Below are 24,753 nucleotides of genomic sequence, written 5' to 3'. Positions count from 1 at the left end.
GGGTCTAGCCTCTAAGGTAAGGCTAACCTAATCTACGATCATGACTACGGGGAACCCCACGACAGGACGGTGGACTTCGGTGCGCAAGCCCCGCTCACTGGCACGCAGACCGCGCTCACTCCGGACGGGCGGCACGATCGGCGCTCTGGCGGCCGTACTCGTCCTCACCCTCACCGGATGCGGATCGTCGGACGACGGCGGTTCCCCGAAGGGCGGGCCGCAGGCCAAGGCCGCGCCCGCCGACCGCGTCGAGCCGCTGGCGGGCACGCCCGAGGCGAAACTGCCCGTGACCGTGAAGTCCGCCGACGGCAAACGGGTCACGGTCAAGGACACCGACCGGATCGTGCCCCTCACCGGCAGCCTCAACGAGATCGTGTTCACCCTCGGCCTCGGCAAGAACGTGGTGGCCCGTGACATCACGGCCACCTTCCAGCAGGCGAAGAAGCTGCCGGTGGTGACGCGCGCGCACGACGTCTCGGCGGAGAGCGTGCTGTCCCTGAAGCCGACGGTCGTCCTCGCGGACACCACGACGGGACCCGCCGAGGCCATCGACCAGATCCGCGCGGCGGGCATCCCCCTCGTCGTCCTCGAACCGGCCAAGAGCCTCGCCGACGTCGGCCCGCGCATCGGGGCGGTGGCGAAGGCGCTGGGCGTCGAGAAGGCGGGCCAGCAGCTCAAGTCCCGTACGGAGCAGCGGATTTCGAAGGTGCGGGACTCCGTGCCCGCGCAGGCGAAGAAGCCGCGGGTGGCGTTCCTGTATCTGCGCGGGTCGGCCTCCGTATATCTCCTCGGCGGGCGCGAGTCCGGCGCGGGCTCGCTGCTCGAAGCGGCGGGCGCGGTCGACGCGGGCAAGGAGTCCGGGCTTGAGAAGGACTTCACGGCGATCACGAGTGAGGCCCTCGCGAAGGCCGCGCCGGACGCGATCCTGGTGATGACGAAGGGGCTCGACTCCGTGGGCGGCATCGACGGCCTGGTGAAGATCCCCGGCGTGGCCGAGACGCCCGCGGGCCTCGACCGCCGCGTCGTGTCCGTCGAGGACGGCGTCCTGCTCAACTACGGCCCGCGCACCGACCAGGTCCTCAAGTCCCTGGTGGAGCAGCTCTACAAGGACGCCAAGTGAGCGTGGCCACCAGACCGGTCGAGGAGACGGACAAGGCCGCGGGCGAGGAGGCGCGTACGGCACGCCGGAGCGCGCCGTACCTCCTCACCACCGGCCTCGTCGCCGCCCTCGTCGTCCTGAGCCTGCTGTCCGTCGGGATCGGCGCGTACGACATCCCGCTCGGCGACGTCCTCGCCTCCGTCCAGCACCGGATCGGCCTCGGCGGGCACGCGCTCGACCGGGTCGGCGAGAGCGTCCTGTGGAACGTGCGGCTTCCGCGGGTGACTCTCGCGCTGCTCGTGGGCGGGTCGCTGGGCTGCGCGGGCGCGCTGATGCAGGGCGTGTTCGGCAATCCGCTCGCGGAGCCCGGTGTCATCGGGATCTCGGCGGGCGCGGCGGTCGGCGCGGTCGCCGCCATCGCGCTCGGGCTCAGCTTCTTCGGGAACTGGACGGTGACGGTGTGCGCGTTCGTCGCCGGGCTCGCCACCGTGCTGCTCGTGTACGTCCTGTCACGGGACGGCGGCCGTACGGAAGTCGTGACGCTGATCCTCACCGGCATCGCCGTGAACGCCTTCGCGGGCGCGCTCATCGGCCTCTTCCTCTTCTTCGCGGACAACGCGCAGGTCACGCAGATCACGTTCTGGCAGCTCGGTTCGCTGTCGCAGGCGACCTGGCCGAAGGTGCTCGCGGTGCTGCCGTGCGCGGGTGCCGGGCTGCTCGTCGCGCCGTTGTACGCACGGAAGTTGGACCTGCTCGCCCTCGGGGAACGGCCCGCGCGGCACCTCGGCGTGGACGTGGAGAAGCTGCGGATGGTGCTCGTCCTGGTCGTCGCGCTGCTCACGGCGGCGGCCGTGGCGGTGGCGGGGATCATCACGTTCGTGGGGCTGCTCGTGCCGCATCTGCTGCGGATGGCGGCGGGTCCCGGGCACCGGTTCCTGGTGCCGGGCAGCGCGCTCGGCGGGGCGGTCGTCCTCGTCGGCGCGGACCTCGCGGCGCGCACCGTGGCCGCTCCCGCCGAGCTGCCGCTGGGCGTGCTGACCGCGCTCTTCGGCAGCCCGTTCTTCTTCTGGCTGCTGCGCAGGACCCGCCGCAAGCAAGGGGGTTGGGCATGATCGGGACGGTAGGCCGACGGATCTTCGGGGTACGCGACCGGGTACTGCCCGGCCCCGTCGCCCCCGGCGACGTGCTCGCCGAGACGAAAGGTCTGCGGGTGCGGCTGGGCGGCGCCGAGGTCCTGAAGGGCGTGGACGTGCGGGCCCACGCGGGCGAGGTGCTCGCCCTCGTCGGACCCAACGGGGCGGGCAAGTCGACCCTGCTCGCCGCGCTCGCCGCCGACCTGCCCGCCCACGGCGGCACGGTCTCCGTCTGCGGCCGCGTGGCGACGGACTGGCCCCCGCGCGAACTCGCCCTGCGCCGCGCGGTGTTGCCCCAGTCGGCCACGCTCTCCTTCCCGTTCCCGGTCGAGGACGTCGTACGGATGGGCCGCGCGCCCTGGGCGGGCACCCGGCTCGCGGACGACGACGACCGGATCGTGCGCGAGGCGATGGCTGCCACGGAGGTGGGCGCGTTCGCGGCGCGGCCGTTCTCCGCGCTCAGCGGCGGCGAACGCGCCCGGGTCGCCCTGGCCCGGGTCCTCGCCCAGCGCGCCCCGCTCCTTCTGCTCGACGAGCCGACCGCCGCCCTCGACCTGCGCCACCAGGAACTGGTCCTGCGGGTCTGCCGCGAACGGGCCGCCGCGGGCGACGCCGTGGTGGTCGTCCTGCACGACCTGGGCCTCGCGGCGGCGTACGCGGACCGCGCGGTGGTCCTGGACGGCGGGGTCGTCGCGGCCGACGGCGCCCCCGGCGACGTATTCGAGGACGGGCTCCTGTCGGACGTGTACCGCCAGCCCATCGAGGTGTTCCCGCACCCGCGGACGGGGGCGCCACTGGTGGCTCCGCTGCGGGACGCCTGACGCGGCGGACGCGGGGCACGTGAGGCGGCGGACACGGGCACCTGAACCGGCCGGCGCGGAGCACCTGAGGCGGCCGACGCGGCCTCGAACCCGTGTCGCATGCTGTCCCTGTTCACCAAAGGGACGCGGGGGCGGGGATGTTCGACACCTTTCTGATCGGTTTGCGCGGGGGCCTGGCGGCGGCGGTGCTCGTCGGGGTCCTCGCCTCGCATCTGGTGCGGGCGGGGCGGCGCGGGGCGCTGCGCGCGGTGGGCGGCGGTGCCGGTGCCGCGGTGGCGATGGCGCTCGGCTTCGGCTGCGCGCTGACCTTCGGCTCGCAGGAGCTGACGTTCAAGGCCCGGGAGGCGTACGGGGGTTGGCTGTCGCTCGCGGCCGTGGTGCTTGTGACGTGGGTGGCGGCCGGGATGGTTCGGGAGGCACAGGCCCAGCCGCCCGGCGAGAGTGCCCCGGCGGCCCGGCAGCACGCCTCAGTGCCGGCCGCGGCGGCGTTCTTCGTCGTCGGTTCCTGCGGTGTGGAGACGGCGCTGTTCTTCTGGGGGACCGTGCGGGCGTCCGGTGACGGGACGCACGCTCCGCTGGCCGGTGCTGTGCTCGGCCTGCTCATGGCGGTGGCCCTGGGATGGCTCTGCGCCCGCGGCCTCGTGCGCGCCGGGCAGGCGGCGTTCCCCCGGTGGGCGGGCGCGACCACGGCGGTGGTGACCGCGGGCGTGCTCGCGAACGGCGTACGCCATCTCCAGGAGGCCGAGCTTCTCGGCGGCCTGCAGGCCAAGGCGTACGACATCGCGGCGACGTTCCCGCCGGACAGTTGGTACGTCGTGCTGCTCGACGCCGCGTTCGGCTTCCGGCTGAGCCCGACGGTGACGCAGATCGTGGTGTGGGCGCTGTATCTGATGGCGGTGCTCGCGTTGTTGTTCGTGCCGTCGCGGGGCCGCCCGCGCCTTGCCGGAGCCCGGCGTCGGGCGCCTTTCGGGCCCCGATAGGGTTCGGGCCCGGGAAGGGGTAGGTGAGGACATCCGATGAGCAGGGTTCGCAGACTCGGCCGGCCGGTCTCGTACGCGGCGGCGGTGGCGGTGCTCTCGCTGACCGCGAGCGGGTGCGTGACGGTGCACGGCGAGCGTGAGGTCGTACGCACCGCGACCAGGCCCGAGGCCGCCCGCGCGCTGAAGGACTTCCTCACCGCCTACAACAAGGCGGACAAGGCGTACGACCCAACCCTGAACGCGTCCCGCGTCACCGGCCCCCTCGGCGCCATCAACCAGGCGGGCCTGAAGGCACGGCACACGCAGAACCCGGACGGCAACGCCCGGCACGTGCCGCTGAAGCTGACGGACGTGACGTACTCCATCCCCAAGAAGGCCGGCTGGCCGCGGTGGTTCGTCGTGGACGCGCTGGCCAACCGCAAGCCGCACGGCTACCGCTGGCTGATCGTCTTCACCCGCGCCGACGCGGACGGGCTGTGGCAGGCGACGTATCTCAACCTGATCCAGCAGGACCGGCTCCCGGACCTGAAGAAGGACGAGGACGGGCATGTGGAGCCGGTCGCGGTGGCCGCGTCCGGTCTCGCGGTGGCGCCGCGGCGGCTCGGCGGCGAGTACACGGCGTTCCTGAAGTCGGGCGGCGACACCTTCACGCCCGGCCCGCACACCACCCAGTGGAAGGCGGCCCGCGACCGCAACAAGAGGCGGCTCGGCCTCGCCGTCCAGTACATCGACGAGCCGCGGAACGGCGGCGCGTTCGCCCCCGTCGGCCTGCGCACGAAGGACGGCGGCGCGCTGGTGTTCTTCACCACGCACCACTACGAGAAGCAGACCGCGTCCAAGGGCACCGACGTCACCGTGGAGCCGGACGTGAAGGCCCTGATGAAGGGCGAGGCCAAGCAGTCCGTGACCCTGGAGCGGGTCTCGAACCAGGTGGCCGTCGACCCCGAGGGCTCGGGGAAGGTGACGGTCCTGAGCCGGATGCAGGGGCTCGTGGGGGCGAAGGGCGAGTAGGCGCGCGACCGCCTTGCCGTGAGCGCCCGCCCCGGCCACCTGCCCGAGCGGGCTAGCCCCGCAGCGGCCAGGCCCCGATGTCCGCCCCGTCGTCCGCGTCGTCCTTGGTCTCCCCCGCGTACCGCGCGCACTCGTCGGTGAGGATCTCCAGGAGCGTCAGCGGGTCAGGCAGCGTGAACTCGGGGCCCCTGACCCAGCCGACCGCCAGTTCGCCCGGCAGGCGCGCGGGCGGCACGAGGACGTACGAACCGCGGCAGTGCCAGCGCAGGCCGGGGTGCTCGTCCATCGTCTCGGGGTGGCAGTCCAGCTCGCACGGCCACCACTCGTCCTCGTCCTCGGGGGTGCCGCGGGTCGCGGTGAAGAACAGCATCCGCCCCTGCTCGCCGACCCCTTCGGACTCGGCGACGGGGCCGACCTCCACCTCGGCGGCGAGCAGCCGGGCCAGGGCGGCGCGGCCCGCGTCCAGGGGCACGTCGAGGACGTCGTGCACCATGCCGGTCGCGGTGATGAAGTTGGCCTGCGGCTGGTGCCGGGCCCAGCGCTCGATCTGGGCGCGGTCGGTGGTGGACTGCGTCTGCCAGGCGAAGGACACGGGGTGCCGGGCGGGGGTGGGGCAGCCGATGCGGTCGCAGGAACATCGGTACCCGGCCGGGTGGGCGGCGGGGGCGAGCGGCAGTCCCGCGGCGGCGACGGCGAGCAGCAGGTCCTCGCGGCGGGCGCTCCTCTGAGAAGCCGCGCCCGCTCCCCCGCTGTCGGCGCCCGTGCGCCCGCGGCGGCGAAGCCACTGGGAGATCCTGCTCTGCGCGCCGGACGACCGGCCGCCGTGCTCTGCGCCCATCTATCCCCTCACCTCGCCGTTGTGCGGATCAGCATGACCTATGGTCCCACCATCCTGCGCCCCGGGTGGCCGTAGTCCACATCCGGGGTACCTGGGGCGATGCCAGCCGCCGGGTGACATAGCGCGTCATTTCACACTGCGCGGTGAATCGCCCACCTACGGTGTTCGCCATGGTCACTAGGACTGTGCTGACAGGCCTCACCGCTCTGGCCCTCGTCGGGCCGGCCGGCTTCATGACCCCCCTGGAGTGGGGCGGCGGCCCCCTCACCGTCGACGCGCTCCCCGAGGTCGTCTACACCGCGCACCGCGGCGGCGCCCTGGAGGTCCCGGAGAACAGCATGTCCGGCCTGGTGGCCGCGTACGAGCGGGGCACCGCGCAGGTCCTCGACGTCGACACCCGGATACTGCGCGACGGCACGCTCGTGGTGATGCACGACGCGACCCTGGACCGCACCACGTACACGACCGGACCGGTGCGGGGCCTCAACGGCCGGGAGTGGCGGCAGGTGCGGCTGCGGCCGCCGGCGGGCGTGCCGGGCCGCTGGCGGGCCGAGCGGCCGCCGACGGTGGCGGAGGTGCTCGACCGCTTCGGCGGCCGGATCGTGCTGATGCTGGAGGCCAAGGACGAGGAGGGCCTGCTCCGGCTCGGCGCGATGATCCACGCGCGCGGCCTGGCCCGCTCGGTGTTCGTGAACTCCAACAAGCCCGAGGTCGCCCGCCGCGCCCACGACCTGGGCCTGCTCGCACAGCTGTGGCGCACGAGGACCCAGCTCCGCACCGACCGCCCGGCCCGCTGGGCGTCCTTCCTCGACGTCCTGGACGTGGACTACAAGGCACGTGACGTGGATCTCCTGCGCGCGGTCAACTCCGGCGTCCCGCGGGTGTGGGCGCACACCGTGACCACGCCCCGCCAGCGCGACCGGGTGCTGCGGCTCGGCTGCGACGGCGTGATCACGGACGCGCCGGGGCGGCTTTCGCGTACGCCGGTGCGGCGCGGGGCTCAGCGGGGCGCGATGCCGTAGAGGGCGTACTCGACGAGGGTGTCGGCGTAGGCGTGGGTGAGCGGCCCGGTGCGCTGCATCCAGCGCTGGGCGAGCGGTCCCGTCCACAGTTCGAGTGCGATGCGCGGGTCGATGCCGGGGGCCACCTCGCCCCGCTCCTGTCCGGCGCGCAGCCGGTCGACGTAGAGCTGGAGCTGCGGTTCGAGCAGTTTCTCGACGAATTCCACGCCGAGCTGCTCGTTGACGACGCCCTCGGCGGCCAGGGCACGGGCCGGCCCGTCGAACTTGGGGTCGGTCATCTCGTCGACAGTGGCGCGCAGCACGTACTTGAGGTCGGCTTCCAGGTCGCCGGTGTCCGGGATGGCGGTGGCGACCTCGTCGAGCCCCGCCTTCTCGCTGAGCTCGGCGGAGGCCTGCTCGGACAGGTCGAAGAAGGCGTCGAGCAGGACGGCGCTCTTGGAGGGCCACCAGCGGTAGATGGTCTGCTTGCCGACACCGGCGCGGGCGGCGATCGCCTCGATGGTCATCTTCGGGTAGCCGACCTCGCCGACCAGGGCGAGAGCGGCCTCGTAGATCGCGCGGCGCGAGCGCTCGCTGCGGCGCGTGGAGTCAGGGGCGGTTTTCTGGGCCATGACATCGAATGTAGCAGCGAGGCGAGACGCCGCGTCTCACCAACCTCCCGCGAGTAGCCCCGGCCACCCGTAAATCACTCGACAAGACGGACCGTCTCGCTTAAAGTCATGGATGAAGCGAGACGATACGTCTCGCCAGAAGGTCAATCATCTACGGAGGTACGAAATGTCGCGAGGCGGATCCGGAATGCTCGGCGTGGGCGGCACGCGCAGCAAGCTCTCCCGCAAGGCCCTGCGCGGCGGCCGCGACGGGAGCCGCGTCGGCGGCGGGCTCAGCCCGCAGGAGCAGAAGCGCGAACTGCTCCGCAAGCTCCAGGAGGGGCGATCGCAGAACGCCCGGGAGGAAGGGCCGGAGAGCGCCCGGGAGGAAGGATCGGAGAACACCCGGGAAGACGGGTCGCAGAACGAAGGCTCATGACCCCGAAATGTCCGGTTCGCGACCCCGGAACGCCCGGTTCATGAGCAAATACCGACCCGCACATCAGAAGGTACGGCTCAGATCACTGCGCGAAGGCTCCTCAGACCGCACCATGGGCAGCAACAGCACCCTGCGGTCCGTGAGGAGCCTTCGTTGCATCGAGTCGCCCGGCGCGCCACACCCCGGCGCTACCTGATGTGCCCACCGGCACACTTCAAGGTCACGTACTCCATCAATCCGTGGATGGATCCCGCCAAACCCGTCGACGTCCCGCTCGCCGTCGCCCAGTGGGAGGACCTGCGGGACCGATACCGCTCGCTCGGCCACACGGTCGAGGAGCTGAAGCCGCACCCGGGCCTGCCGGACATGGTCTTCGCGGCCAACGGCGCGACCGTCGTCGACGGCAGGGTCCTCGGCGCGAGCTTCGTGCACCCCGAGCGCCGGCCGGAGGCCGCGGCACACCTGGAGTGGTTCCGCGCCAACGGCTTCGCCGAGGTCCACGAGCCGACCCACATCAACGAGGGCGAGGGCGACTTCGCCGTCACCTCCTCGTACATCCTCGCGGGCCGCGGCTTCCGCGCCAGCCCGCTGTCGCACGGCGAGGCCCAGGAGGTCTTCGGCCGCCCGGTGATCGGCCTGGACCTCGTGAACCCGCGCTACTACCACCTGGACACGGCGCTCACGGTCCTCGACGACCGGACCGACGACGTCATGTACTACCCCGACGCGTTCTCGCCCGGCAGCCAGGCGGTCCTTCGCCGCCTGTTCCCCGACGCGCTGATCGCCGAGGAGCCGGACGCCGTCGCGCTCGGCCTGAACGCGGTCTCCGACGGCCTGCACGTCCTGCTCCCGCAGGCCGCCGTCGGTCTCTTCGAGCCGCTGCGCGAGCGGGGCTACGAGCCGATCGCGATGGACTTGAGCGAGCTGCTCAAGGGCGGCGGCAGCGTGAAGTGCTGTACGCAGGAGCTGCGCGGCGAGTAGCGCGTGGCGCGCGCAGCGCAAGGGGGTGCGGACGGTCGAGGACGACCACCCGCACCCTTCTTTTTTGCGCTTACGTCTACGTCATCGTCATCCCAGGTCGGCCGGGCAGAGGCGGCGCGGGTGGTCGTCCGTGCGGAGGCGGGCGTCGACGCAGCCGCCGGGCAGGCCGGCGTGGGTCTTCTTGCCGAAGTTGGCGGTGACGGTGAGGGTGCCGTCGCCGAAGACGGTGCGCTGGACCTCGCGGTCGGCGGTGAGGTGCCGGAAGGACGTGAGCCGCTCGGTGCCGGCGGCCCGGTGCAGCGGCGCGAAGTACCCCTGCAGGGCGGCGAGTTCCGCACCGTGCCGGGTGATCGCCGGGCCGTCGAGGACGTAGTTGAGCGGCCGGTTGTAGAGCATGGCGAGCAGCGCGCGGCGGGTCTTCTCGGCGGGCAGCTTCTCGTACGACAGCTCCCAGCGCTCGACGCTCACGGTGGAGCCGTGCAGGACTGTCCCGTACAACGGGACGCGGTAGCGGGGGTCGTACATCGCCTTGGAAAGAGAGGCGGGAAGCCGAACCGGCTTGAAGAAAATACCCGGAGCGCTCTCCGGGTAATAACCGCCCCACTTCTCTCGGTCCTTCTGCAGCGCCCACATGCCGTCGGCGACGGGGGTGGCGCTGCCTTGGTCGAAGGCGACGGCCTTGTTGGCCCAGGCCTGGGCGGACTCCGAGCCGAGGACGAGGCCGGAGTCGGCGATGCGCCGCATCCGGGCGAGCCGGTGGGCGCGGTCGCCCGCCTTGGTCATGGGGTGCGCGGCGGAGTGGTCGCGGAAGAGTTCACCGGTGGCGTCGACGTCGAGGAAGTAGCTGTCGGCGCCGTTGCGGACCATGGACTTGGTGCGGTCGGCGAGCAAGTGGCGGGCGGGCTCGGCGCGTTCGAAGGCGGCGGAGCTCAAGTAGCAGCCGCGGCCGCCGAATCCGGTGTGCGGCTTGCCGTCGGCGTCGCGCACGCAGAAGTCCGGGTAGACCGTGCCGGGCCACACGGAGGTGGGGCTGTCGGCGGTCTTCGGGTCCTGCCCGTTGGCGAACGTGTCGTACGGACCGACGAGGTACCCCGCCTTCTTGGCGGCGGCGACCGCCTTCTTGCCCAGGGGGTCGGGCCCGGCGTCGTACCCGAGCCACATCCGGTCCACCCCGAGCCCGCGCAGCCGGCGGATCCCGGCGGGGGTGCGGGCCTCGCCCCACACGTAGGCGTGGAAGGCGCCGAGCAGCCGCTTCGCCGCCGGGTTCCGCCGGATCTTCCCCTCCAGACTCCCGAGGCGGCCGCGTTCGGCGAGGTAGGAGCGGTAGTCGGCGGCGGGGGCGGTGGGGCTGCCGTCGGTGAGGGCGAAGGTGACCTTGTACGTGCGGGTGGCGCCGCCGTTGTCGAAGGTGTGGGCGGCGGCGGTGCGAAGGTGGCCGGCGGGGGTGGTGTCGAACGTGAGCGAGGTCCCGATATCGGTAGGTATGAGATAACTGACGCCCTGCTGGCGGCGGCCTGATGAGTAGCCCCACAGGGGCAGGGTCAGATCGGCACCCATGTCGAGGGTGGTGCCCGCGAGCTTCTCCTTGCCGGTGGTCCAGAACGGGTCGGCCGTAGGAATGTCGAGCCCCTCCCCTCGGGGAAGTTGGAGACTCCCGGATGAGCCTTGGGCCTCCGTGACCGGCCAGCGGAGCTTGGTGTTCTGGTGGGCGGTCAGGGTGAGCGAGAGCCGCCCGCGATCGGCCCGGGCACTGGCCTCAAGGCCTCGGGTGGGGTAACTCCAGTGCGCCGCCTTGCCGTTGTCGGCGCGGTGCACTCGGCCGGGGCGGCCGAGGTGGGTGGCCGCGGGGGCGGAGAGGCGGTGGGGGTGGCCGCCGGTGCTTGGGCGGGCGGTCACGGCGAGGGTGGCGGGGTCGATGACGGCTGTGCCGCCGTCCATGGGCAACTCCACGTGGTGGTCGCGTGGTTGAGCGGTGGCGGCCGGGGTGGCTCCCGCGGCGGTCAGGGAGACGGCCAGGGCCAGGGCGAATGTGCGCTTGACGGGCATGGGGTTGTGGATAGTGGGTGGGCTTAAGAGGGTTCTAAGAGGTGCGGGGGTGGGTGGGCCCTCGCGGGTGGCGCCCCAGTCCCGCCCCTTCCCGAAACTGGGGGCTCTGCCCCCAGACCCCCGCTCCTCAAACGCCGGAGAGGCTGGATTTTTCAGCCTGTCGAGGGGGTCCCCCCTGCTCCTTAAGAGCTTGGGGGAGTTTGAGGACGAGGCCGTCCAGGCCGACAGCGGGGGTCCAGGGGGCGGCAGCCCCCTGGTTACGGGAAGGGGCGGGACTGGGGCGCACCCGCGAGGGCCACAACCACCCCCCGCGCCCTGAGACGATAGGGGTCACCACCAACTACCGGGAGGGGCGCGATGGCGGAGGCGAGACAGGCCGAGGGGCGGATACTCGGGGCGGCGGGGCCGGGCGGCCCCGCCGCCCGCCGTGTGGCGACCGGCACCCTCGTCACCCTCATCCTCGGCGGCCTGACCGCCATGCCCCCGCTGTCGATGGACATGTACCTCCCGGCCCTGCCGGAGGTCACGAACGCCCTGCACGCCCCGGCGGCCACCATCCAGCTCACCCTCACGGCCTGCCTCATGGGCATGGCCCTCGGCCAGCTCGTCGTGGGCCCGATGAGCGACAAGTGGGGCAGACGCCGCCCGCTCCTCGTCGGCCTCCTCGTCTACGTCCTCGCGACAGCGATCTGCGCCCTCGCCCCCACCGCGGAACTCCTCATCGCCTTCCGCCTGCTCCAGGGCCTCGCGGGCGCGGCGGCCATCGTGATCGCGCGGGCGGTGGTCCGTGATCTGTACGACGGCGTGGAGATGGCCAAGTTCTTCTCCACGCTCATGCTGATCTCCGGGGTCGCCCCGATCGTCGCGCCGCTCATCGGCGGCCAGGTCCTTCGCCTGACGGACTGGCGCGGCATCTTCGTCGTCCTGACGGTCATCGGCGTGGCGCTGACGCTGCTCGTGTGGCGCCGCCTGCCGGAGACCCTCGCGCCGGCGGACCGGCACGACGGCGGCACCGTCGAGGCCCTGCGCACGATGCGCGGCCTCCTCGCGGACCGTGTGTTCACCGGCTACATGGTCGCGGGCGGCTTCGCCTTCGCCGCGCTGTTCGCCTACATCTCGGCCTCGCCGTTCGTGATCCAGGAGATCTACGGGGCGTCGCCGCAGACGTTCAGCCTGCTCTTCGGCGTGAACTCGGTCGGCCTGATCATCGTCGGCCAGATCAACGGCAAGCTGCTCGTGGGCCGGGTCAGCCTCGACAAGGCGCTCGGCTTCGGGCTCGCCGTCATCACGCTCGCGGCGGCCGCGCTGCTGCTGATGACGAGCGGCGTCTTCGGCGACGACATCGGGCTCGTGCCGATCGCCGTCGGCCTGTTCGTGCTGATGTCGGCGATGGGCCTCGCCATGCCCAACACCAACGCCCTCGCCCTGATGCGCACCCGGCACGCCGCGGGCTCCGCCTCCGCGCTGCTCGGTACGTCCTCCTTCCTCATCGGCGCCATCGCCTCGCCCCTCGTCGGCATCGCGGGCGAACACACGGCCGTCCCGATGGCCGTCGTCCAGCTGGTGTGCGCGCTGGCGGCCGTCGGCTGCTTCATGGGACTGTGCCGCCCGTGGCAGCAGAACCAGAACGCGGGGGCGCCGGAGTCCCCGGCCGCGACGTCCCCCCTGCCCGACCAGGGCACCACGCCACCCCTGCCCGAGCAGCGGAAGACGGACCGCTGACCGCGCCCCGGGTGCTGCGCCCGGGCCCCGCGGACCGCGCCGGACTCGACGCCGACGGGCTGCGCCGACTCGTACGCGACGTACGCGCGGCGACCCGCGGTCCCCGCCCCTGGTGCGCGGGCGCCGTCGTCCTCGCGGGCCGGGGTCCGGTGATCGCGGTGGAGGAGGCGGTGGGGTGGGCGGTTCGGTACGGGGCGGGGGCGCCGGGGGGCGCCGAGACCGCAGAGGCCACCGAGACCGCAGAGGGCACGGAGGGCACGGAGGCCGCAGAGGGCACGGAAACCTCAGAAGCCGCAGCAGGCGTGGCGGCCGCAGCGGCCCTGGACGGCGACGCGACCGCCGAACTGCCTCCCGACCAACGCGTACCCATGACCACCGCCACCCCCTTCGACCTGACCTCCCTCACCAAACTCTTCACGACCGTCGCCGTTGTACAGCAGGTCGAGCGCGGCGCCCTCGCCCTCGACCGGCCGGTCGCCCGCTACGCCCCCGAGTGCACGGCCGCCGCGCGGCACGGCCTCACGGTGCGGCACCTGCTCACGCACACCTCGGGGCTGCGGCCCGAGCTGCCGCTGTACGAGCTGCCGGACGTGCCGTCGCGGCTGCGGGCGCTGCGTACCGAGGCGCCGTCCGGCGAGATCGGCGCGTACGTCTACTCGGATCTGAACATGCTGCTGCTCCAGCAGGTCCTGGAGCGCGTCACCGGCCGCCCCCTGGACCGGCTGATCCGCGACGGCATCACCCGGCCCCTCGGCATGACCGCCACCCGCTTCGGACCGTGCCCGGACGCGGCCGCCACGGAGGACCAGCGCAGGCCGTGGGCGAAGGCGGACCGGGGGATGCTGCGCGGCGAGGTCCACGACGAGAACGCCTGGGCGCTCGGGGGCGTGGCCGGTCACGCCGGGCTCTTCTCCACCGCCCGCGACCTGGCCGTCCTGTGCCGGACGCTGCTGTGCGGCGGCACGTACGGCACGGCCCGGATCCTCGGCCCCCGGCACGTCGACCTGATGCTCGCCCCGCCCGGCCTGGGCTTCGGCGTGAACCAGGCGTGGTTCATGGGCGAGCTGGCGGGCACCGGGGCGGCGGGCCACACCGGCTTCACCGGCACATCCCTCGTCCTCGACCCCGCCACGGACACCTTCCTGATCCTCCTCGCCAACACGGTCCACCCCCGGCGGCAGCCCCCGGACAACGGGCCCCGGGTCCGTGCGGCGACGACGCTGGCGCGGGCGGTGGTGGCAGGCCCGGCGGGGGCGCTGTCGTAGTCCCGCGTGCGGTACCCCACCCCGGCGGGCCACTAAACTCACGGGGTGCGCGACCAAGCTTCCCCCGCAGGGGTCCACCCGGCAGCCCCCGCGGAGACCCTCCGTACCGCCCTCGCCGGTCTCCTGGCAGACCTGCCTCCCAAGGCGGCGGCCCAGGCCGTGGACCGGCTGATCGCGAACTACCGGGGCACCACCCCCACCGGCGCCCCCGTCCTGCGCGACCGCGCCGACGTCACCGCCTACGCCGCGTACCGCATGCCCGCGACCTTCGAAGCCGCCCGCTCCGCGCTCGACGGCCTGGCCGCCGCCGCTCCCGCCGACTGGCGTCCCGCCGGGCACACCGACATCGGCGGTGGCACCGGCGCCGCGACCTGGGCCGTCAACGCCACCTGGGCCGGTGCCCGGCCCGTCACCGTGCTCGACTGGGCCGAGCCCGCCCTCGCCCTCGGCCGGGAAATCGCCGCCGCCAACCCGGAGTTGGCCGCTGCGCGGTGGCAGCGGGCCCGTATCAGCGCCGCCCTCGAACTGGATCCGGTGGCCCTCGTCACCGTCTCCTACGTCCTCGGCGAGCTGACCGACGCCGACCGTACGGCCGTCGTCGACGCCGCCGGGCGCGCCGCCACCGACGCCGTCGTCGTCATCGAGCCCGGTACCCCCGACGGTTACACCCGCGTCCTGGAGGCCCGCGACCGGCTCGTCGCCGCCGGGTTCCGGGTCGCCGCGCCCTGTCCGCACAGTGCCGCCTGCCCCATCGTGCCCGGTGAGGACTGGTGCCACTTCTCCGTCCGCGTCGCCCGCTCCTCCCTGCACCGGCAGGTCAAGGGGGGCTCGTTGGCGTACGAGGACGAGAAGTTCTCGTACGTCGCGGCGGTACGGCCCGACGCCCTCCCGGCCGCCCCCGCCTCCCTCCGCGTCGTCCGCAAGCCCCAGATCCGCAAGGGGCAGGTGCTCCTTGACCTGTGCGACGCGGACGGGACGCTGCATCGGGAGACGGTGACGAAGCGGCATGGCTCGCTGTATCGCGCGGCGCGGGACACTGCGTGGGGCGACGAGTGGCCACCGCCTGCGGGCCGGTAGCCCTGCGGGGCCTTCCCCAACCCCGCCCCTTCCCGAAACTGGGGCTCCGCCCCAGACCCCGTATCGGCCTGAACGGCCTCGTCCTCAAACGCCGGACGGGCTGACAACTCACCGGCACAATCTCAGCCCGTCCGGCGTTTGAGGACGAGCCGCGGAGCGGCGATCAGCGGGGGTCCAGGGGGCGGCAGCCCTCTGGTTACGGGAAGGGGTGGGACTGGGGAGCCCCCAGCCGGGCTAAACCGGCCGCAACCCCGGATCCCCCGCCTCCGTCACGAACGACGCCGCCGTCGTGATCGGCGCGCCGGGCGTCGTGACGGCGGACACCGTCTTGAAGTCGGCGCGGGCGAGGTCCCGGCCGAGGGCGACGGTCACGTAGCCGCGGCGGCCGTTGTAGAACTTCAGGTGGGGGTTGGCCTTCATATAGGTCTCCCAGTTGGCGGGCCGCTCCGCCCCGTCCTTCCCGCTGGCGATGGACGTGGCGACGATCTCGGTCCCGACGACCTTGGACGACGGGACGCCGAAGTCGGCCTTGATGTCGAAGGCGTACCCGACGTGGACGTCCCCGGTGAGGACCATGAGGTTGTCGACCCCGGCGGACCGGGCCCCGGCGAGCACGCGGTCGCGGGAGGCGGAGTACCCGTCCCACGCGTCCATGCTGACCTTGGCGACGGCGTTCAGGTCGAGCTTGCGCTCGGAGAAGATGACCTGCTGCGGGACGACGTTCCAGAGGGCGCGCGAGCGGCGCCACCCGTCGATGAGCCACCGCTCCTGCGAGGCCCCGGTGATGCTCCGCCTGGGGTCCTGCGACTCGGGCCCCGGCACGTGCGCCCCGTCCCCGTACGCCTGGTCGGAGCGGTACTGCCGGGTGTCGAGGATGTCGAACTGGGCGGTCCTGCCCCAGTGGAGGCGGCGGTAGAGCTGCATGTCGGAGCCGGTGGGCCGCTGCGGGCGGCGCAGCGGCAGGTTCTCCCAGTACGCGCGGTACGCGGAGGCCCGGCGGAGGAGGAACTCCTCGGGCGGGTTGCCGTTCTCGTCGACGTCGTCGGCGTAGTTGTTCTCGACCTCGTGGTCGTCCCAGGTGACGACGAAGGGGTGCGCGGCGTGCGCGGCGCGCAGATCGGGGTCGGACTTGTAGAGGGCGTAGCGGCGCCGGTAGTCGTCGAGGGTCTGCGTCTCGCGGTTGAAGATGTCGGGCAGCACGCGGTCGGTGTACTTGCGGGCGCCGCCGACGGAGTTCACGGCGTACTCGTAGAGGTAGTCGCCGAGGTGGAAGACCACGTCGACATCGTCATCGGCGAGGTGTTTGTACGCGGTGAAGTAGCCGTCGTGGTACGCCTGGCAGGACACCGCGGCGAGGGTGAGCGCGGCGCGGCTCGACGCGGGCGGCGCGGTGCGGGTGCGGCCGGTCTCGCTGATCCAGGTGCCGGTCCGGAAGCGGAAGTAGTACGTCCGGTCGGCGTCGAGGTGGTCGGCCTGGACGTGCACGGAGTGGTTGAACTCCGGGTGCGCGGTGACCGTGCCGCGTCTGACGAGGCGTTTGAAGCGCGGGTCGCGGGCCAGCTCCCAGCGGACGGTGACGCGCTCGGCGGGCAGGCCGCCGCCCTCCTCGAAGGGCTTGGGCGCGAGGCGGGTCCACAGCAGCACGGAGTTCGACTGCGGGTCGCCGGAGGCCACGCCGAGCGTGAAGGGGTCGGTGGACACGCGGGCGGCGTCCATCTCGGCCGCGCCCGCGACGCCGGCCGTGGGCAGGTTGGTGGCGAAGGCCAGGGCGGCGGCCGCGCCGGTGCCGGTGAGGAACCGGCGGCGTCCCAAGTGGCGTGCGGCGGCGCGGAGTTCGGGTGAGTGCTGTCCTGCGGGTGTCATGTGCCCCTCCCCTGAAGATGGTTGCAAGATGCATTGGAGTGTCTGGGGACGACACCCGTCTGTCACGTACACAACAGCCAAATGGCGGGCAGATGAGGTCCGAGTGGCGGACCCTCCCGTACGCTGCGGGGCCATGAACGCTGAGCGAACGGCCCCCTCGAAGACCGCCGCGACGACCGCCGCGAAGACGGCCGTGGTGACCGGAGCGGGCTCCGGGATCGGCCGCGCCGTCGCCCTGGAACTGCTGCGCGCGGGCTGGTCGGTGGCGCTTGCGGGGCGGCGCGAGGAGACACTGCGGGAGACCGCCGCCCTGGCCGCGGCGCCGCCGTCCGACGGGGCGTCACCTTCTCCGGGCGACTCAGGCGACCCAGGCCCCGCGGGCACCCCCGCCGACCGCACCCTCTGCGCCCGCACCGACGTCGCCGTCCCCGAAGACGTCGCCGCCCTCTTCGCCGCCACCCACGACCGCTTCGGCCGCCTCGACCTGCTCTTCAACAACGCGGGCACCTTCGGCCCCGGCGGCGTGCCCGTCGACGAGCTGCCCTACGACGCCTGGCGCCACGTCGTCGACACCAACCTCAACGGCGCGTTCCTCTGCGCCCAGGCCGCGTTCCGGCAGATGAAGGAGCAGGACCCGCAGGGCGGCCGGATCATCAACAACGGCTCCATCTCCGCGCACGTCCCGCGCCCGCTCTCGGTCGCGTACACCGCCACGAAGCACGCCCTGTCCGGCCTGACCAAGTCCCTGTCCCTGGACGGCCGCCCGTACCGCATCGCCGTCGGACAGATCGACATCGGCAACGCCGCCACCGACATGACCGAGCGCATGCGCTCAGGGATCCTCCAGGCGAACGGGGAGCTGGCCGTCGAGCCGGTCATGGACGTGGCGGACGTGGCCCGCACCGTGCGGCACATGGCGGAGCTGCCGCTGGAGGCCAATGTCCAGTTCGCGACGGTGCTCGCCACGGCGATGCCGTACGTGGGGCGCGGCTGACCTTCGTACGCGGGGCGCGGCCGACAGCGCCGCCCGCGCCGATTCCGGCCGTGCGTAGGCCCGATGGGGCCGATTGCAGTACGGCACGGAGGGCCGACTTCCAGTCATATGCCCGGAGCCGGGCCATGGGCCGTACAGCGCCGCACTAAGCTCGCTGCCCTCCACAGGAACATCACACTCGGAGCACACTTTGCGCATACGTTCGACGGTCACGGCCGTACTCGCCGCCACCGCTGTCGCGGCCCCGCTCCTCGTCGCCTCACCCGCGACGGCCGCCGCCCATCAGGGCGGCCTGCACCTCGGTTTCATCCAGTACGACAGCCCGGGCCGGGACACCGGCTCCAACTCCTCGCTCAACGGGGAGTGGGTGAACGTCCACAACAACACCCGCGGCGCCATCCAGCTCAAGGGCTACAAACTCAAGGACAACACCGGCTACACCTACACCTTCGGCAGCTACAAGATCGGTGCCGGCAAGACGGTGAAGGTCCGCACCGGCAAGGGTTCCAACGGCGCCGGGTACGTGTTCTGGGGCCGTGCCGCGTACGTGTGGAACAACACCAGCGACAAGGCCCGGCTCATCAAGCCGAGCGGCTCGCAGCTCGACTCCTGCTCGTGGACGACCCGTGACAACGGGACCAGGAACTGCCACTGAGCACGCACGGATGTCCACCGCCGCGTGGCCGGGAATGATCTCGGGCACGCGGCGGTTGTCGTGCGCATGAGCCCCAGTGACGACCACCCCACGCCCCGCCCCGAAGTGCTGCGCTACACCGCCTTCGCCACCGACCCGGCCGGCGGCAACCCCGCCGGTGTCGTGCTGGACGCGGCCGGCCTCGGCGACGCGGACATGCTCGCCGTCGCCGCGGAGCTCGGCTACAGCGAGTCGGCGTTCCTGACCCCTGGCCCGGCCGACCTCGCCGCCGAGGGCCGCGCCTTCACCGTGCGGTACTTCAGCCCGCAGGCCGAGGTCCCCTTCTGCGGGCACGCCACGGTCGCCACGGCCGTCGCGCTCGCCGAACGCGACGGGCCCGGCGACTTCGTGTTCGCCACCCGCGCCGGGACCGTGCCGGTCAGCGTCGCCAAGTCCGGCGGGACGCTGCGGGCGACGCTGACGAGTGTCGAGCCGCACGTCGAGGAGGCCGCCGCGGCCGACCTCGACGAGGCGCTCGCCGCGCTCGGCTGGCGCGCGGACGAACTCGACCCGGGCCTGCCGCCCCGGATCGCCTTCGCGGGCGCCCGGCACCTGGTCCTCGCGGCGGCCACCCGCGCCCGCCTCGCCGACCTCTCGTACGACTTCGACCGCCTGAAGGCGCTCATGCTGCGGCTCGACCTTGTGACCGTCCAGCTGGTGTGGCGGGATCCGGAGTCGACGTCCGGCACGGTCTTCCACGCGCGCGACCCGTTCCCGGTCGGCGGCGTCGTCGAGGACCCGGCGACGGGCGCGGCCGCGGCGGCGTTCGGCGCGTACGCACGGGAACTCGGCCTGGTACCGGCCGCGGCGGAGCTGACCATCCACCAGGGCGTGGACATGGGGCGCCCCGGGGTGCTCACGGTGACGCTGCGGGAGGGGGACGCGCGGGTGCGGGTGACGGGGGCCGGGGTGCGGATCCCGGAGTAGCCGCCCCAACCGGCCGGAGGGACGGACGGCGGGTCAGGCCCGGCCCGTACCGCAACGGGCCGGGCCTGACCCGTACCGCAACGGTTCAGGCCTGGCCGGTCTCGAACCGGGACACCTTGTCGCCGTCCACCGTGAACCGCCACTTCGTACGCATCTCGCCCCAGGTGTCGTTGCGGTAGCTGACCAGGAGCGTGCGCCCGCCGTCCGACTCCGACTCGACGTCCATGTGGCCGTTGGAGGAGAAGACCTCGCGGTCGGTCCAGTCGGCGATGTCCCGGTCGGAGCCGTCGTCGGACATGGTCGCGTCCGGTGTGAGTACGGCCTGGAAGGCGGCCCGGTCGTTGGAGTTCACCGCGCTGACGAAGGCCCGGACCGTGGGGTCGCTGAGCCGGTTTGTCTGAATGCTCATGCGCCCACGCTCGCACCGGGCCCGCCACCCCGCCACCCGGCCGTGGCAGGCTGCACCCCATGCCAGACCCGATCCCCGCGCCACGCGCGACCGACCCCGCCCCGGCCGACGCCCCCACCGACCTCTGGGCGACCGTCGACCGCCTGCACGGCTGGCTGGAGTCGCACAGCCGGAACCCGCCCCGCGAGACCCTCCTGCTGCGCATGCTGAAGCTGGCGGAGGAGACCGGCGAGGTCGCCCAGGCCGTCATCGGCGCCACCGGCCAGAACCCCCGCAAGGGCACCACCCACACCTGGGACGACGTCGAGTCGGAGCTCTGCGACGTCGTCATCACGGCCCTGGTCGCCCTGCGCACCCTCACTCCCGCCCCGGAACAGGCCCTCGCGAGCCGCCTGCGCGCCGTCGAGCAGCGGTCGGTGCCCGGCCGGAATCCAGAGTCGGCGCCGGGCCGGAGTCCAGAGCCGGTGCCCCGGCCGTAATCCAGAAGCGTCTACGCAGTTCACGGACTAGCGTCGCCCCTCATGACCACCACACAGCCCGCCCCCGCCGCCTCGCCCTCCCCTGAGGCCCCTAAGGCCACCGAGGCCGCCGACGGCCCGCCGCGCCTCACCCGCCTCACCTTCCACGGCCCGCTCTCCGAGGCCCGCGCCACGCGCATCGTGGGACGGGTCGCCGAGACCCTGCACCGCGCCCCCGGCGGAAAGGGGACGGTGCTCGATCTCGGCTGCGGCTGGGGCGAGTTGCTGCTCCGCGTCCTGGAGGCGGCCCCGGCGGCGACCGGCATCGGCGTCGACCTCAACGCCGAGGACCTGGCACGCGGCCGCGCCGCCGCCCAGGCACGCGGGCTCGGCGAGCGCGTCCAGTTCATCGAGGAGTCGGCGACGGACACCGCGCGCGGCCCCGCCGACGTCGTCCTGTGCCTCAGCTCCACCCACACCCTGCTCCCGGCCGACGCCAGTCCCCCGCACACCGCCGACGCCCTGCACGCCCTGCGCCGCCTGGTCGCCCCGGGCGGGCGCGTCGTGCTCGGCGAGGGCTTCTGGCAGCACACGCCCACGCCCGCCGAACTGGCCGCGATGTGGCCGGACGCCGAGACCGGCGAACACCTCTGCCTGGGCGACCTCGCGGACGCGGCGGTCGCCGCCGGGTTCCGCCCGCTGTGGGTGGAGACGGCCGACGAGGAGGAGTGGGAGGAGTTCGAGTCCGGCTATCTGGCCGACACCGAGGAGTGGCTGGCCACGTACCCCGGCCATCCGAAGGCGGCCGAGGCGCGCGACCGCGCCGACCGGCACCGCGCCATGTTCCTGCGCGGCTACCGCCGGGTGCTCGGCACCGCGTACCTGACCCTGGTGCCGGTGTCCGGAAACCAAGGAAACTACCCTCGATGACCATGACCACCTTGCGGAAGATCCACGACGTGCCCGTCCTGCTGTGCCCGCCCGAAGGCGAACCCATCGCCGGCGAGCGCGACGTCCTGGATCTCATCGGGAACGCGTCCTACCAGGGCGCCGAGTGGGTCGTGGTCCCCGCGGGCCGGTTCGACGAGTCGTTCTTCCGGCTGCGTACGCGCGTCGCGGGAGACATAGTGCAGAAGTTCGCCAACTACCGCATGGGACTTGTGGTGCTCGGCGACATCTCCCCGCACACGGTGGAGAGTTCGGCGCTGCGGGACTTCGTCCGTGAGTGCAACCGCGGCCGCCAGACGTGGTTCGTCACCGACGACGAGGAACTGACGGAGCGCTTCAAGGGCTGAGCCCCTTCGCTGAGCCCCTTCGATGAAGGCCCCGCATCAGTGCCCGAACCACGCCTCGGCCAGCGCGTCGAGCGTGGCTTCGGGCGGCGCGGGCAGCTCCCGCAGATACCAGGGCAGATTGCTGTACACGTGCAGCAGCGTGTACGCGAGGAGCAGCCGCGGCTCGAAGGCGCGTCCGTACGCCGCCATGAACCGGGCGAGCAGCTTCGGCTCCGCGCGCGTGACGAACAGGCCGACGCCCACGAAGTCGTAGGCCGGGTCCCCGATCATCGCGGGCTCGAAGTCGAAGAGCCCGGTGAGGCGGTGGCCGTCGCCGGGGTCCACCAGCAGGTGCTGACGCATGAACTCCGTGTGGAGCAGGGCGGGTTGGGCCATCGCGGGCAGCGGGACGGCGTCCAGGAAATCGGGGATCTGCTCCAGCCAGCCCTCCGCGAGGCCGCGCTCACGCTGCCGCGCGACGGCTCCCGCGCGCTGCCGGTCGGTGAACTCCCGCCAGTCGCCGGGCCCGAGGACGTCCGCGAGCGGCGCGTGCCCGAGCGCGTGCAGCGCGGCGAGCGCCTCACCCGCCCGCTCGACGATCCGGTCCCGCTCGCCCGCCGGGATCCGCGGCCACGCGAGATGCAGGCCCTCGCCGGGCAGCCGGGACATGAGGATGTACGTCCAGCCGTTCACGTACGGACCGAAGTCGTGCAACTGCGGCGTGGGGACGGGGAGTTGTCCGTGTACGTGGCCGAGCACCCGCGCCTCGGCGGCGCCGTCGTCCGCCGCGGCGCCGGGGAACAGCTTCAGCACGTGCCGCTCCCCCACCGCATAGACGGGCTGCGAGCCCTCCGCGTACCGCGTGAGCGGCGCCCCCGCGAGCCCGAGCCGGGCGCACAGGTCCTCGGCGGCGGGCCGCACGACAGCCTCGTCGGGGACGACGGCGTCCCATTCCTCGTCGGTGTCCACGGCGGGCAGCATGATCGGCACGGTAGAAGGCGGGGGTCGGGGCGGCAACGCAATTTCCCGGGCGGGGCGCGAGACGACTCCGTACGCGTACGCGAGACAGCCGCCGTACGCGAGTTGGCCCCGTACGCGAAAGGGCGTCGCGATCCGCCGTCCGGACCGCGACGCCCTCGCCGTCGTCGTACCACCCCGGCCCGCGCGCCGCACGGCCACGGAGCATGAGCCATACGACTTCATAACGCGGGCCGGCCTCAGTACTCGAACCGCACCACCTCAACGCCCGAGGTACACCCGCTCAGAACTTGAACGGTCCCGGCGACTGCGCCGACGTCGCGTTGCAGTTCGCCGTGATCCCGAAGACGACGACCTTCAGGGACTTGCCCTCCAGGCTGTCGCCCGCGGCGACGGTGCCGTTGAGGGGACCGGTGGAGACGGGGCTGCCGGCGGGTATCGCCGGGTTGGAGTTGCCGGTGAACGTCGTGGTGCCGGAGCCGTTCTTGGTGAGCGTGAGCTCGGAGCTCACCGCGCCCGCGCCGACGTCGATCGGCGCGGTGATCGCCGACGTCGACACCTCGATGGTGGCCGCGGTGCCGTTCTGCGTGGCCTTGAGCGTCGCGCTGCCCGAGCCGAACGAGCCGCAGTCGAAGCCGATGGTCGCCTCCTGCGGCTCCACCGCGCCCGCGGCGGGAGCGAGGACGAGGGCGCTGACGGCGAGCGCGCCTGCGCCCAGTGCCGAGCCGAGGGCGAGTCTGCCATGCCTCATGGGGGGGCCTGCCTTCAATGGGGGGAGTGTGGGGTGCCTGCCTCGCCGACCGCCGCCGCGGTGGCCCGACGAGCCGCCACGCCTGACGGTCAGTCAGCGATTTGGGTTGGGGTCATTGAGGCACAGGCCCCTTGGGAGAACAAGACACATCCTCATGATTTTTGACATGTCACAGCCAAATTTGGCCACGGCGACGAACGGGGGCAACGGGGTGAACCCGCCCCCCGTGCCGCACGTGAACGACCCCCGTCACGAATGAAACGCAACAGTGAACGGCTACCATCGCGAAAGTCCGACGATATGACCGCCGATCTCGTGATGACCGAGTCCGAACTGGACCGAGACCGCCCTGGAGGCCCACCTTGTCCGAACCGCGCCTGGGTGTGGCCATCGTGACCATGGGCAACCGGCCGAAGGACGTCGACGCGCTGCTCGCGGCCGTGGCCAAGCAGGACGTCGCGCCGACGCGCCTGGTCGTCGTCGGCAACGGCACGCCGCTGCCTGAGTTCCCCACGTACCCCGGCGAGGTCACGGCGATCGAACTCGACGAGAACCTCGGCTGCCCCGGCGGACGCAACGTCGCCCTGAGCCGCCTGCGCGAGTTCGGCGACGTCGACGTGGCCATCGAGCTCGACGACGACGGCCTGCTCGTCGACCCCGACGCCTTCCGCACGGTCCAGCGCCTGTTCACCGAGGACGCGCGGCTCGGCATCGTCGGCTTCCGCATCGCGGACGAGCACGGCGAGACGCAGCGCCGCCATGTGCCGCGGCTGCGCGCCAAGGACCCGATGCGCGGCGGCCCGGTCACGTCCTTCCTCGGCGGGGCGCACGCCTTCTCGATGGACATGCTGGCGCAGACCGGCGACTGGCCCGCGGACTTCTTCTTCACGCACGAGGAGACGGACCTCGCGTGGCGCGCGCTCGACGCGGGCTGGAAGGTGCTCTACGAGCCCTCACTGCTGCTCCAGCACCCCAAGACGTCCCCCGCCCGGCACGCCGTCTACCACCGCATGACCGCCCGCAACCGCGTCTGGCTCGCCCGCCGCCGCCTCCCGCTCCCCCTGATCCCCCTCTACCTCACCGTCTGGACCCTCCTCACCCTCGCCCGCACGCGGTCCCTCGGCGGCCTGCGCGCCTGGGCGGGCGGCTTCGTCGAGGGCTTCCGTACGTCGGGGGGCGAGCGCAGGCCGATGCGGTGGGCAACGGTGTGGCGGATGACGCGCCTCGGGCGGCCGCCGCTGATCTGAGGGGCACGGGCGCCGACCGCTGACGCCGGCGCACACTCCACACCGTGTTCCGCTCGGCATTCCGCCAGAGACTTAAGCGGAATCCATCCGACCACTTCAACCTCCGTACCGTTTGCGCCACTTGACGCAATTGA

The 24,753-nt window shown here is 72.7% G+C and carries 25 protein-coding genes; 18 read left to right on the top strand and 7 right to left on the bottom strand.

The features are described 5' to 3' along the window. Positions 1-40: 40 nt before the first annotated feature. From IEY91_RS15865 to IEY91_RS15845, 5 genes are all read left to right on the top strand, one after another. A complete protein-coding gene (locus IEY91_RS15865) occupies positions 41-1,120 on the top strand; it encodes a heme/hemin ABC transporter substrate-binding protein (protein ID WP_229696983.1) in 1,080 nt (359 codons plus the stop codon). Positions 1,121-1,122: 2 nt separating this feature from the next. Next, a complete protein-coding gene (locus IEY91_RS15860) occupies positions 1,123-2,211 on the top strand; it encodes a FecCD family ABC transporter permease (RefSeq protein ID WP_189174404.1) in 1,089 nt (362 codons plus the stop codon). Further along, a complete protein-coding gene (locus tag IEY91_RS15855; protein WP_189174403.1) occupies positions 2,208-3,053 on the top strand; it encodes a heme ABC transporter ATP-binding protein in 846 nt (281 codons plus the stop codon). Before IEY91_RS15860 ends, IEY91_RS15855 begins: the two co-directional genes overlap by 4 nt. Before the next feature lie 137 nt (positions 3,054-3,190). Then, complete coding sequence (locus tag IEY91_RS15850; RefSeq protein WP_189174402.1) at positions 3,191-4,033, top strand: FTR1 family iron permease; 843 nt, start codon at positions 3,191-3,193, stop codon at positions 4,031-4,033. A 36-nt stretch (positions 4,034-4,069) separates the two neighbouring features. Then, positions 4,070-5,044, top strand: a complete 975-nt coding sequence (locus tag IEY91_RS15845; protein WP_189174401.1) for an SCO2278 family lipoprotein — start codon at positions 4,070-4,072, stop codon at positions 5,042-5,044. A gap of 52 nt (positions 5,045-5,096) precedes the next feature. On the opposite strand, the gene IEY91_RS15840 is transcribed toward IEY91_RS15845, so the two are convergent. Further along, positions 5,097-5,882, bottom strand: coding sequence for a bifunctional DNA primase/polymerase (locus IEY91_RS15840; protein ID WP_189174400.1), 786 nt, complete (start codon positions 5,880-5,882; stop codon positions 5,097-5,099). 170 nt (positions 5,883-6,052) lie between these two features. Here IEY91_RS15840 and IEY91_RS15835 point away from each other — a divergent pair, with 170 nt between their 5' ends. Continuing rightward, on the top strand, positions 6,053-6,904 hold the full coding sequence (locus tag IEY91_RS15835; protein ID WP_189174399.1) for a glycerophosphodiester phosphodiesterase: 852 nt from the start codon (positions 6,053-6,055) through the stop codon (positions 6,902-6,904). On the opposite strand, the gene IEY91_RS15830 is transcribed toward IEY91_RS15835, so the two are convergent. Beyond that, positions 6,883-7,515: a TetR/AcrR family transcriptional regulator gene (locus IEY91_RS15830; RefSeq protein ID WP_189174398.1), complete on the bottom strand. Its 633-nt coding sequence runs from the start codon at positions 7,513-7,515 to the stop codon at positions 6,883-6,885. The two genes, IEY91_RS15835 and IEY91_RS15830, sit on opposite strands and share 22 nt — an antisense overlap. A gap of 166 nt (positions 7,516-7,681) precedes the next feature. Here IEY91_RS15830 and IEY91_RS15825 point away from each other — a divergent pair, with 166 nt between their 5' ends. Both IEY91_RS15825 and ddaH read left to right on the top strand, forming a co-directional pair. Further along, entirely contained in the window at positions 7,682-7,933 is a 252-nt protein-coding gene (locus IEY91_RS15825) for a DUF6243 family protein (protein ID WP_229696982.1), read from the top strand. A 153-nt stretch (positions 7,934-8,086) separates the two neighbouring features. Then, a complete protein-coding gene (gene ddaH, locus IEY91_RS15820) occupies positions 8,087-8,914 on the top strand; it encodes a dimethylargininase (protein WP_373287951.1) in 828 nt (275 codons plus the stop codon). An 87-nt stretch (positions 8,915-9,001) separates the two neighbouring features. On the opposite strand, the gene IEY91_RS15815 is transcribed toward ddaH, so the two are convergent. After that, the gene (locus IEY91_RS15815) at positions 9,002-10,960 is read right to left on the bottom strand and encodes a glycoside hydrolase (protein WP_189174397.1); all 1,959 of its coding nucleotides are present in this window, start codon (positions 10,958-10,960) and stop codon (positions 9,002-9,004) included. Between the two features lie 357 nt (positions 10,961-11,317). Here IEY91_RS15815 and IEY91_RS15810 point away from each other — a divergent pair, with 357 nt between their 5' ends. The 3 genes from IEY91_RS15810 to IEY91_RS15800 are packed head-to-tail and all read left to right on the top strand — an operon-like array spanning position 11,318 to position 15,024. Further along, entirely contained in the window at positions 11,318-12,682 is a 1,365-nt protein-coding gene (locus IEY91_RS15810) for a multidrug effflux MFS transporter (protein ID WP_229696981.1), read from the top strand. A gap of 11 nt (positions 12,683-12,693) precedes the next feature. Next, the gene (locus IEY91_RS15805) at positions 12,694-13,947 is read left to right on the top strand and encodes a serine hydrolase domain-containing protein (protein ID WP_229696980.1); all 1,254 of its coding nucleotides are present in this window, start codon (positions 12,694-12,696) and stop codon (positions 13,945-13,947) included. A 45-nt stretch (positions 13,948-13,992) separates the two neighbouring features. Next, positions 13,993-15,024 (top strand): small ribosomal subunit Rsm22 family protein, encoded by a 1,032-nt coding sequence (locus IEY91_RS15800; RefSeq protein WP_189174396.1) that lies wholly within the window; start codon positions 13,993-13,995, stop codon positions 15,022-15,024. A gap of 234 nt (positions 15,025-15,258) precedes the next feature. Here the strand turns inward: IEY91_RS15800 and IEY91_RS15795 are convergent, their stop codons facing one another. Then, on the bottom strand, positions 15,259-16,887 hold the full coding sequence (locus tag IEY91_RS15795; RefSeq protein ID WP_189174395.1) for an alkaline phosphatase D family protein: 1,629 nt from the start codon (positions 16,885-16,887) through the stop codon (positions 15,259-15,261). A gap of 133 nt (positions 16,888-17,020) precedes the next feature. Between IEY91_RS15795 and IEY91_RS15790 the strand changes: the two genes are divergently transcribed. From IEY91_RS15790 to IEY91_RS15780, 3 genes are all read left to right on the top strand, one after another. After that, a complete protein-coding gene (locus tag IEY91_RS15790; RefSeq protein ID WP_189174394.1) occupies positions 17,021-17,881 on the top strand; it encodes an SDR family oxidoreductase in 861 nt (286 codons plus the stop codon). 190 nt (positions 17,882-18,071) lie between these two features. Continuing rightward, positions 18,072-18,536, top strand: coding sequence for a lamin tail domain-containing protein (locus IEY91_RS15785; protein WP_164325600.1), 465 nt, complete (start codon positions 18,072-18,074; stop codon positions 18,534-18,536). A 66-nt stretch (positions 18,537-18,602) separates the two neighbouring features. Further along, a complete protein-coding gene (locus IEY91_RS15780; RefSeq protein WP_189174393.1) occupies positions 18,603-19,502 on the top strand; it encodes a PhzF family phenazine biosynthesis protein in 900 nt (299 codons plus the stop codon). An 85-nt stretch (positions 19,503-19,587) separates the two neighbouring features. Here the strand turns inward: IEY91_RS15780 and IEY91_RS15775 are convergent, their stop codons facing one another. Continuing rightward, positions 19,588-19,911: a nuclear transport factor 2 family protein gene (locus IEY91_RS15775; RefSeq protein WP_189174392.1), complete on the bottom strand. Its 324-nt coding sequence runs from the start codon at positions 19,909-19,911 to the stop codon at positions 19,588-19,590. Positions 19,912-19,970: 59 nt separating this feature from the next. Between IEY91_RS15775 and IEY91_RS15770 the strand changes: the two genes are divergently transcribed. From IEY91_RS15770 to IEY91_RS15760, 3 genes are read left to right on the top strand one after another with little or no spacing between them, the layout of a single operon-like run. Next, positions 19,971-20,390 (top strand): MazG-like family protein, encoded by a 420-nt coding sequence (locus tag IEY91_RS15770; protein WP_189174391.1) that lies wholly within the window; start codon positions 19,971-19,973, stop codon positions 20,388-20,390. Between the two features lie 42 nt (positions 20,391-20,432). Further along, positions 20,433-21,299, top strand: coding sequence for an SAM-dependent methyltransferase (locus IEY91_RS15765; RefSeq protein WP_189174390.1), 867 nt, complete (start codon positions 20,433-20,435; stop codon positions 21,297-21,299). Between the two features lie 2 nt (positions 21,300-21,301). After that, positions 21,302-21,664, top strand: coding sequence for a DUF4180 domain-containing protein (locus IEY91_RS15760; RefSeq protein ID WP_189174389.1), 363 nt, complete (start codon positions 21,302-21,304; stop codon positions 21,662-21,664). 36 nt (positions 21,665-21,700) lie between these two features. Here the strand turns inward: IEY91_RS15760 and IEY91_RS15755 are convergent, their stop codons facing one another. After that, positions 21,701-22,624 (bottom strand): phosphotransferase family protein, encoded by a 924-nt coding sequence (locus tag IEY91_RS15755; RefSeq protein ID WP_189174388.1) that lies wholly within the window; start codon positions 22,622-22,624, stop codon positions 21,701-21,703. 280 nt (positions 22,625-22,904) lie between these two features. Then, positions 22,905-23,372 (bottom strand): hypothetical protein, encoded by a 468-nt coding sequence (locus tag IEY91_RS15750; protein ID WP_164325589.1) that lies wholly within the window; start codon positions 23,370-23,372, stop codon positions 22,905-22,907. 362 nt (positions 23,373-23,734) lie between these two features. Here IEY91_RS15750 and IEY91_RS15745 point away from each other — a divergent pair, with 362 nt between their 5' ends. Beyond that, entirely contained in the window at positions 23,735-24,619 is an 885-nt protein-coding gene (locus tag IEY91_RS15745; protein ID WP_164325587.1) for a glycosyltransferase family 2 protein, read from the top strand. Positions 24,620-24,753 lie beyond the last annotated feature (134 nt).

It is taken from the genome of Streptomyces lasiicapitis (genome assembly GCF_014646335.1).
Classification (GTDB): domain Bacteria; phylum Actinomycetota; class Actinomycetes; order Streptomycetales; family Streptomycetaceae; genus Streptomyces; species Streptomyces lasiicapitis.
Note: the sequence above shows the minus strand (reverse complement) of the source record. Positions and strands in the feature narration are given on the sequence as shown.

What these genes read in the sequence shown, in the direction of transcription:
- IEY91_RS15865 (WP_229696983.1), top strand. Translation starts at nt 41, where the DNA reads ATGACTACGGGGAACCCCACGACAGGACGGTGGACTTCGGTGCGCAAG.
- IEY91_RS15855 (WP_189174403.1), top strand. Translation starts at nt 2,208, where the DNA reads ATGATCGGGACGGTAGGCCGACGGATCTTCGGGGTACGCGACCGGGTA.
- IEY91_RS15850 (WP_189174402.1), top strand. Translation starts at nt 3,191, where the DNA reads ATGTTCGACACCTTTCTGATCGGTTTGCGCGGGGGCCTGGCGGCGGCG.
- IEY91_RS15845 (WP_189174401.1), top strand. Translation starts at nt 4,070, where the DNA reads ATGAGCAGGGTTCGCAGACTCGGCCGGCCGGTCTCGTACGCGGCGGCG.
- IEY91_RS15840 (WP_189174400.1), bottom strand. Translation starts at nt 5,882, where the DNA reads ATGGGCGCAGAGCACGGCGGCCGGTCGTCCGGCGCGCAGAGCAGGATC.
- IEY91_RS15835 (WP_189174399.1), top strand. Translation starts at nt 6,053, where the DNA reads ATGGTCACTAGGACTGTGCTGACAGGCCTCACCGCTCTGGCCCTCGTC.
- IEY91_RS15830 (WP_189174398.1), bottom strand. Translation starts at nt 7,515, where the DNA reads ATGGCCCAGAAAACCGCCCCTGACTCCACGCGCCGCAGCGAGCGCTCG.
- IEY91_RS15825 (WP_229696982.1), top strand. Translation starts at nt 7,682, where the DNA reads ATGTCGCGAGGCGGATCCGGAATGCTCGGCGTGGGCGGCACGCGCAGC.
- IEY91_RS15815 (WP_189174397.1), bottom strand. Translation starts at nt 10,960, where the DNA reads ATGCCCGTCAAGCGCACATTCGCCCTGGCCCTGGCCGTCTCCCTGACC.
- IEY91_RS15810 (WP_229696981.1), top strand. Translation starts at nt 11,318, where the DNA reads ATGGCGGAGGCGAGACAGGCCGAGGGGCGGATACTCGGGGCGGCGGGG.
- IEY91_RS15795 (WP_189174395.1), bottom strand. Translation starts at nt 16,887, where the DNA reads ATGACACCCGCAGGACAGCACTCACCCGAACTCCGCGCCGCCGCACGC.
- IEY91_RS15790 (WP_189174394.1), top strand. Translation starts at nt 17,021, where the DNA reads ATGAACGCTGAGCGAACGGCCCCCTCGAAGACCGCCGCGACGACCGCC.
- IEY91_RS15780 (WP_189174393.1), top strand. Translation starts at nt 18,603, where the DNA reads ATGAGCCCCAGTGACGACCACCCCACGCCCCGCCCCGAAGTGCTGCGC.
- IEY91_RS15775 (WP_189174392.1), bottom strand. Translation starts at nt 19,911, where the DNA reads ATGAGCATTCAGACAAACCGGCTCAGCGACCCCACGGTCCGGGCCTTC.
- IEY91_RS15770 (WP_189174391.1), top strand. Translation starts at nt 19,971, where the DNA reads ATGCCAGACCCGATCCCCGCGCCACGCGCGACCGACCCCGCCCCGGCC.
- IEY91_RS15765 (WP_189174390.1), top strand. Translation starts at nt 20,433, where the DNA reads ATGACCACCACACAGCCCGCCCCCGCCGCCTCGCCCTCCCCTGAGGCC.
- IEY91_RS15760 (WP_189174389.1), top strand. Translation starts at nt 21,302, where the DNA reads ATGACCACCTTGCGGAAGATCCACGACGTGCCCGTCCTGCTGTGCCCG.
- IEY91_RS15755 (WP_189174388.1), bottom strand. Translation starts at nt 22,624, where the DNA reads ATGCTGCCCGCCGTGGACACCGACGAGGAATGGGACGCCGTCGTCCCC.
- IEY91_RS15750 (WP_164325589.1), bottom strand. Translation starts at nt 23,372, where the DNA reads ATGAGGCATGGCAGACTCGCCCTCGGCTCGGCACTGGGCGCAGGCGCG.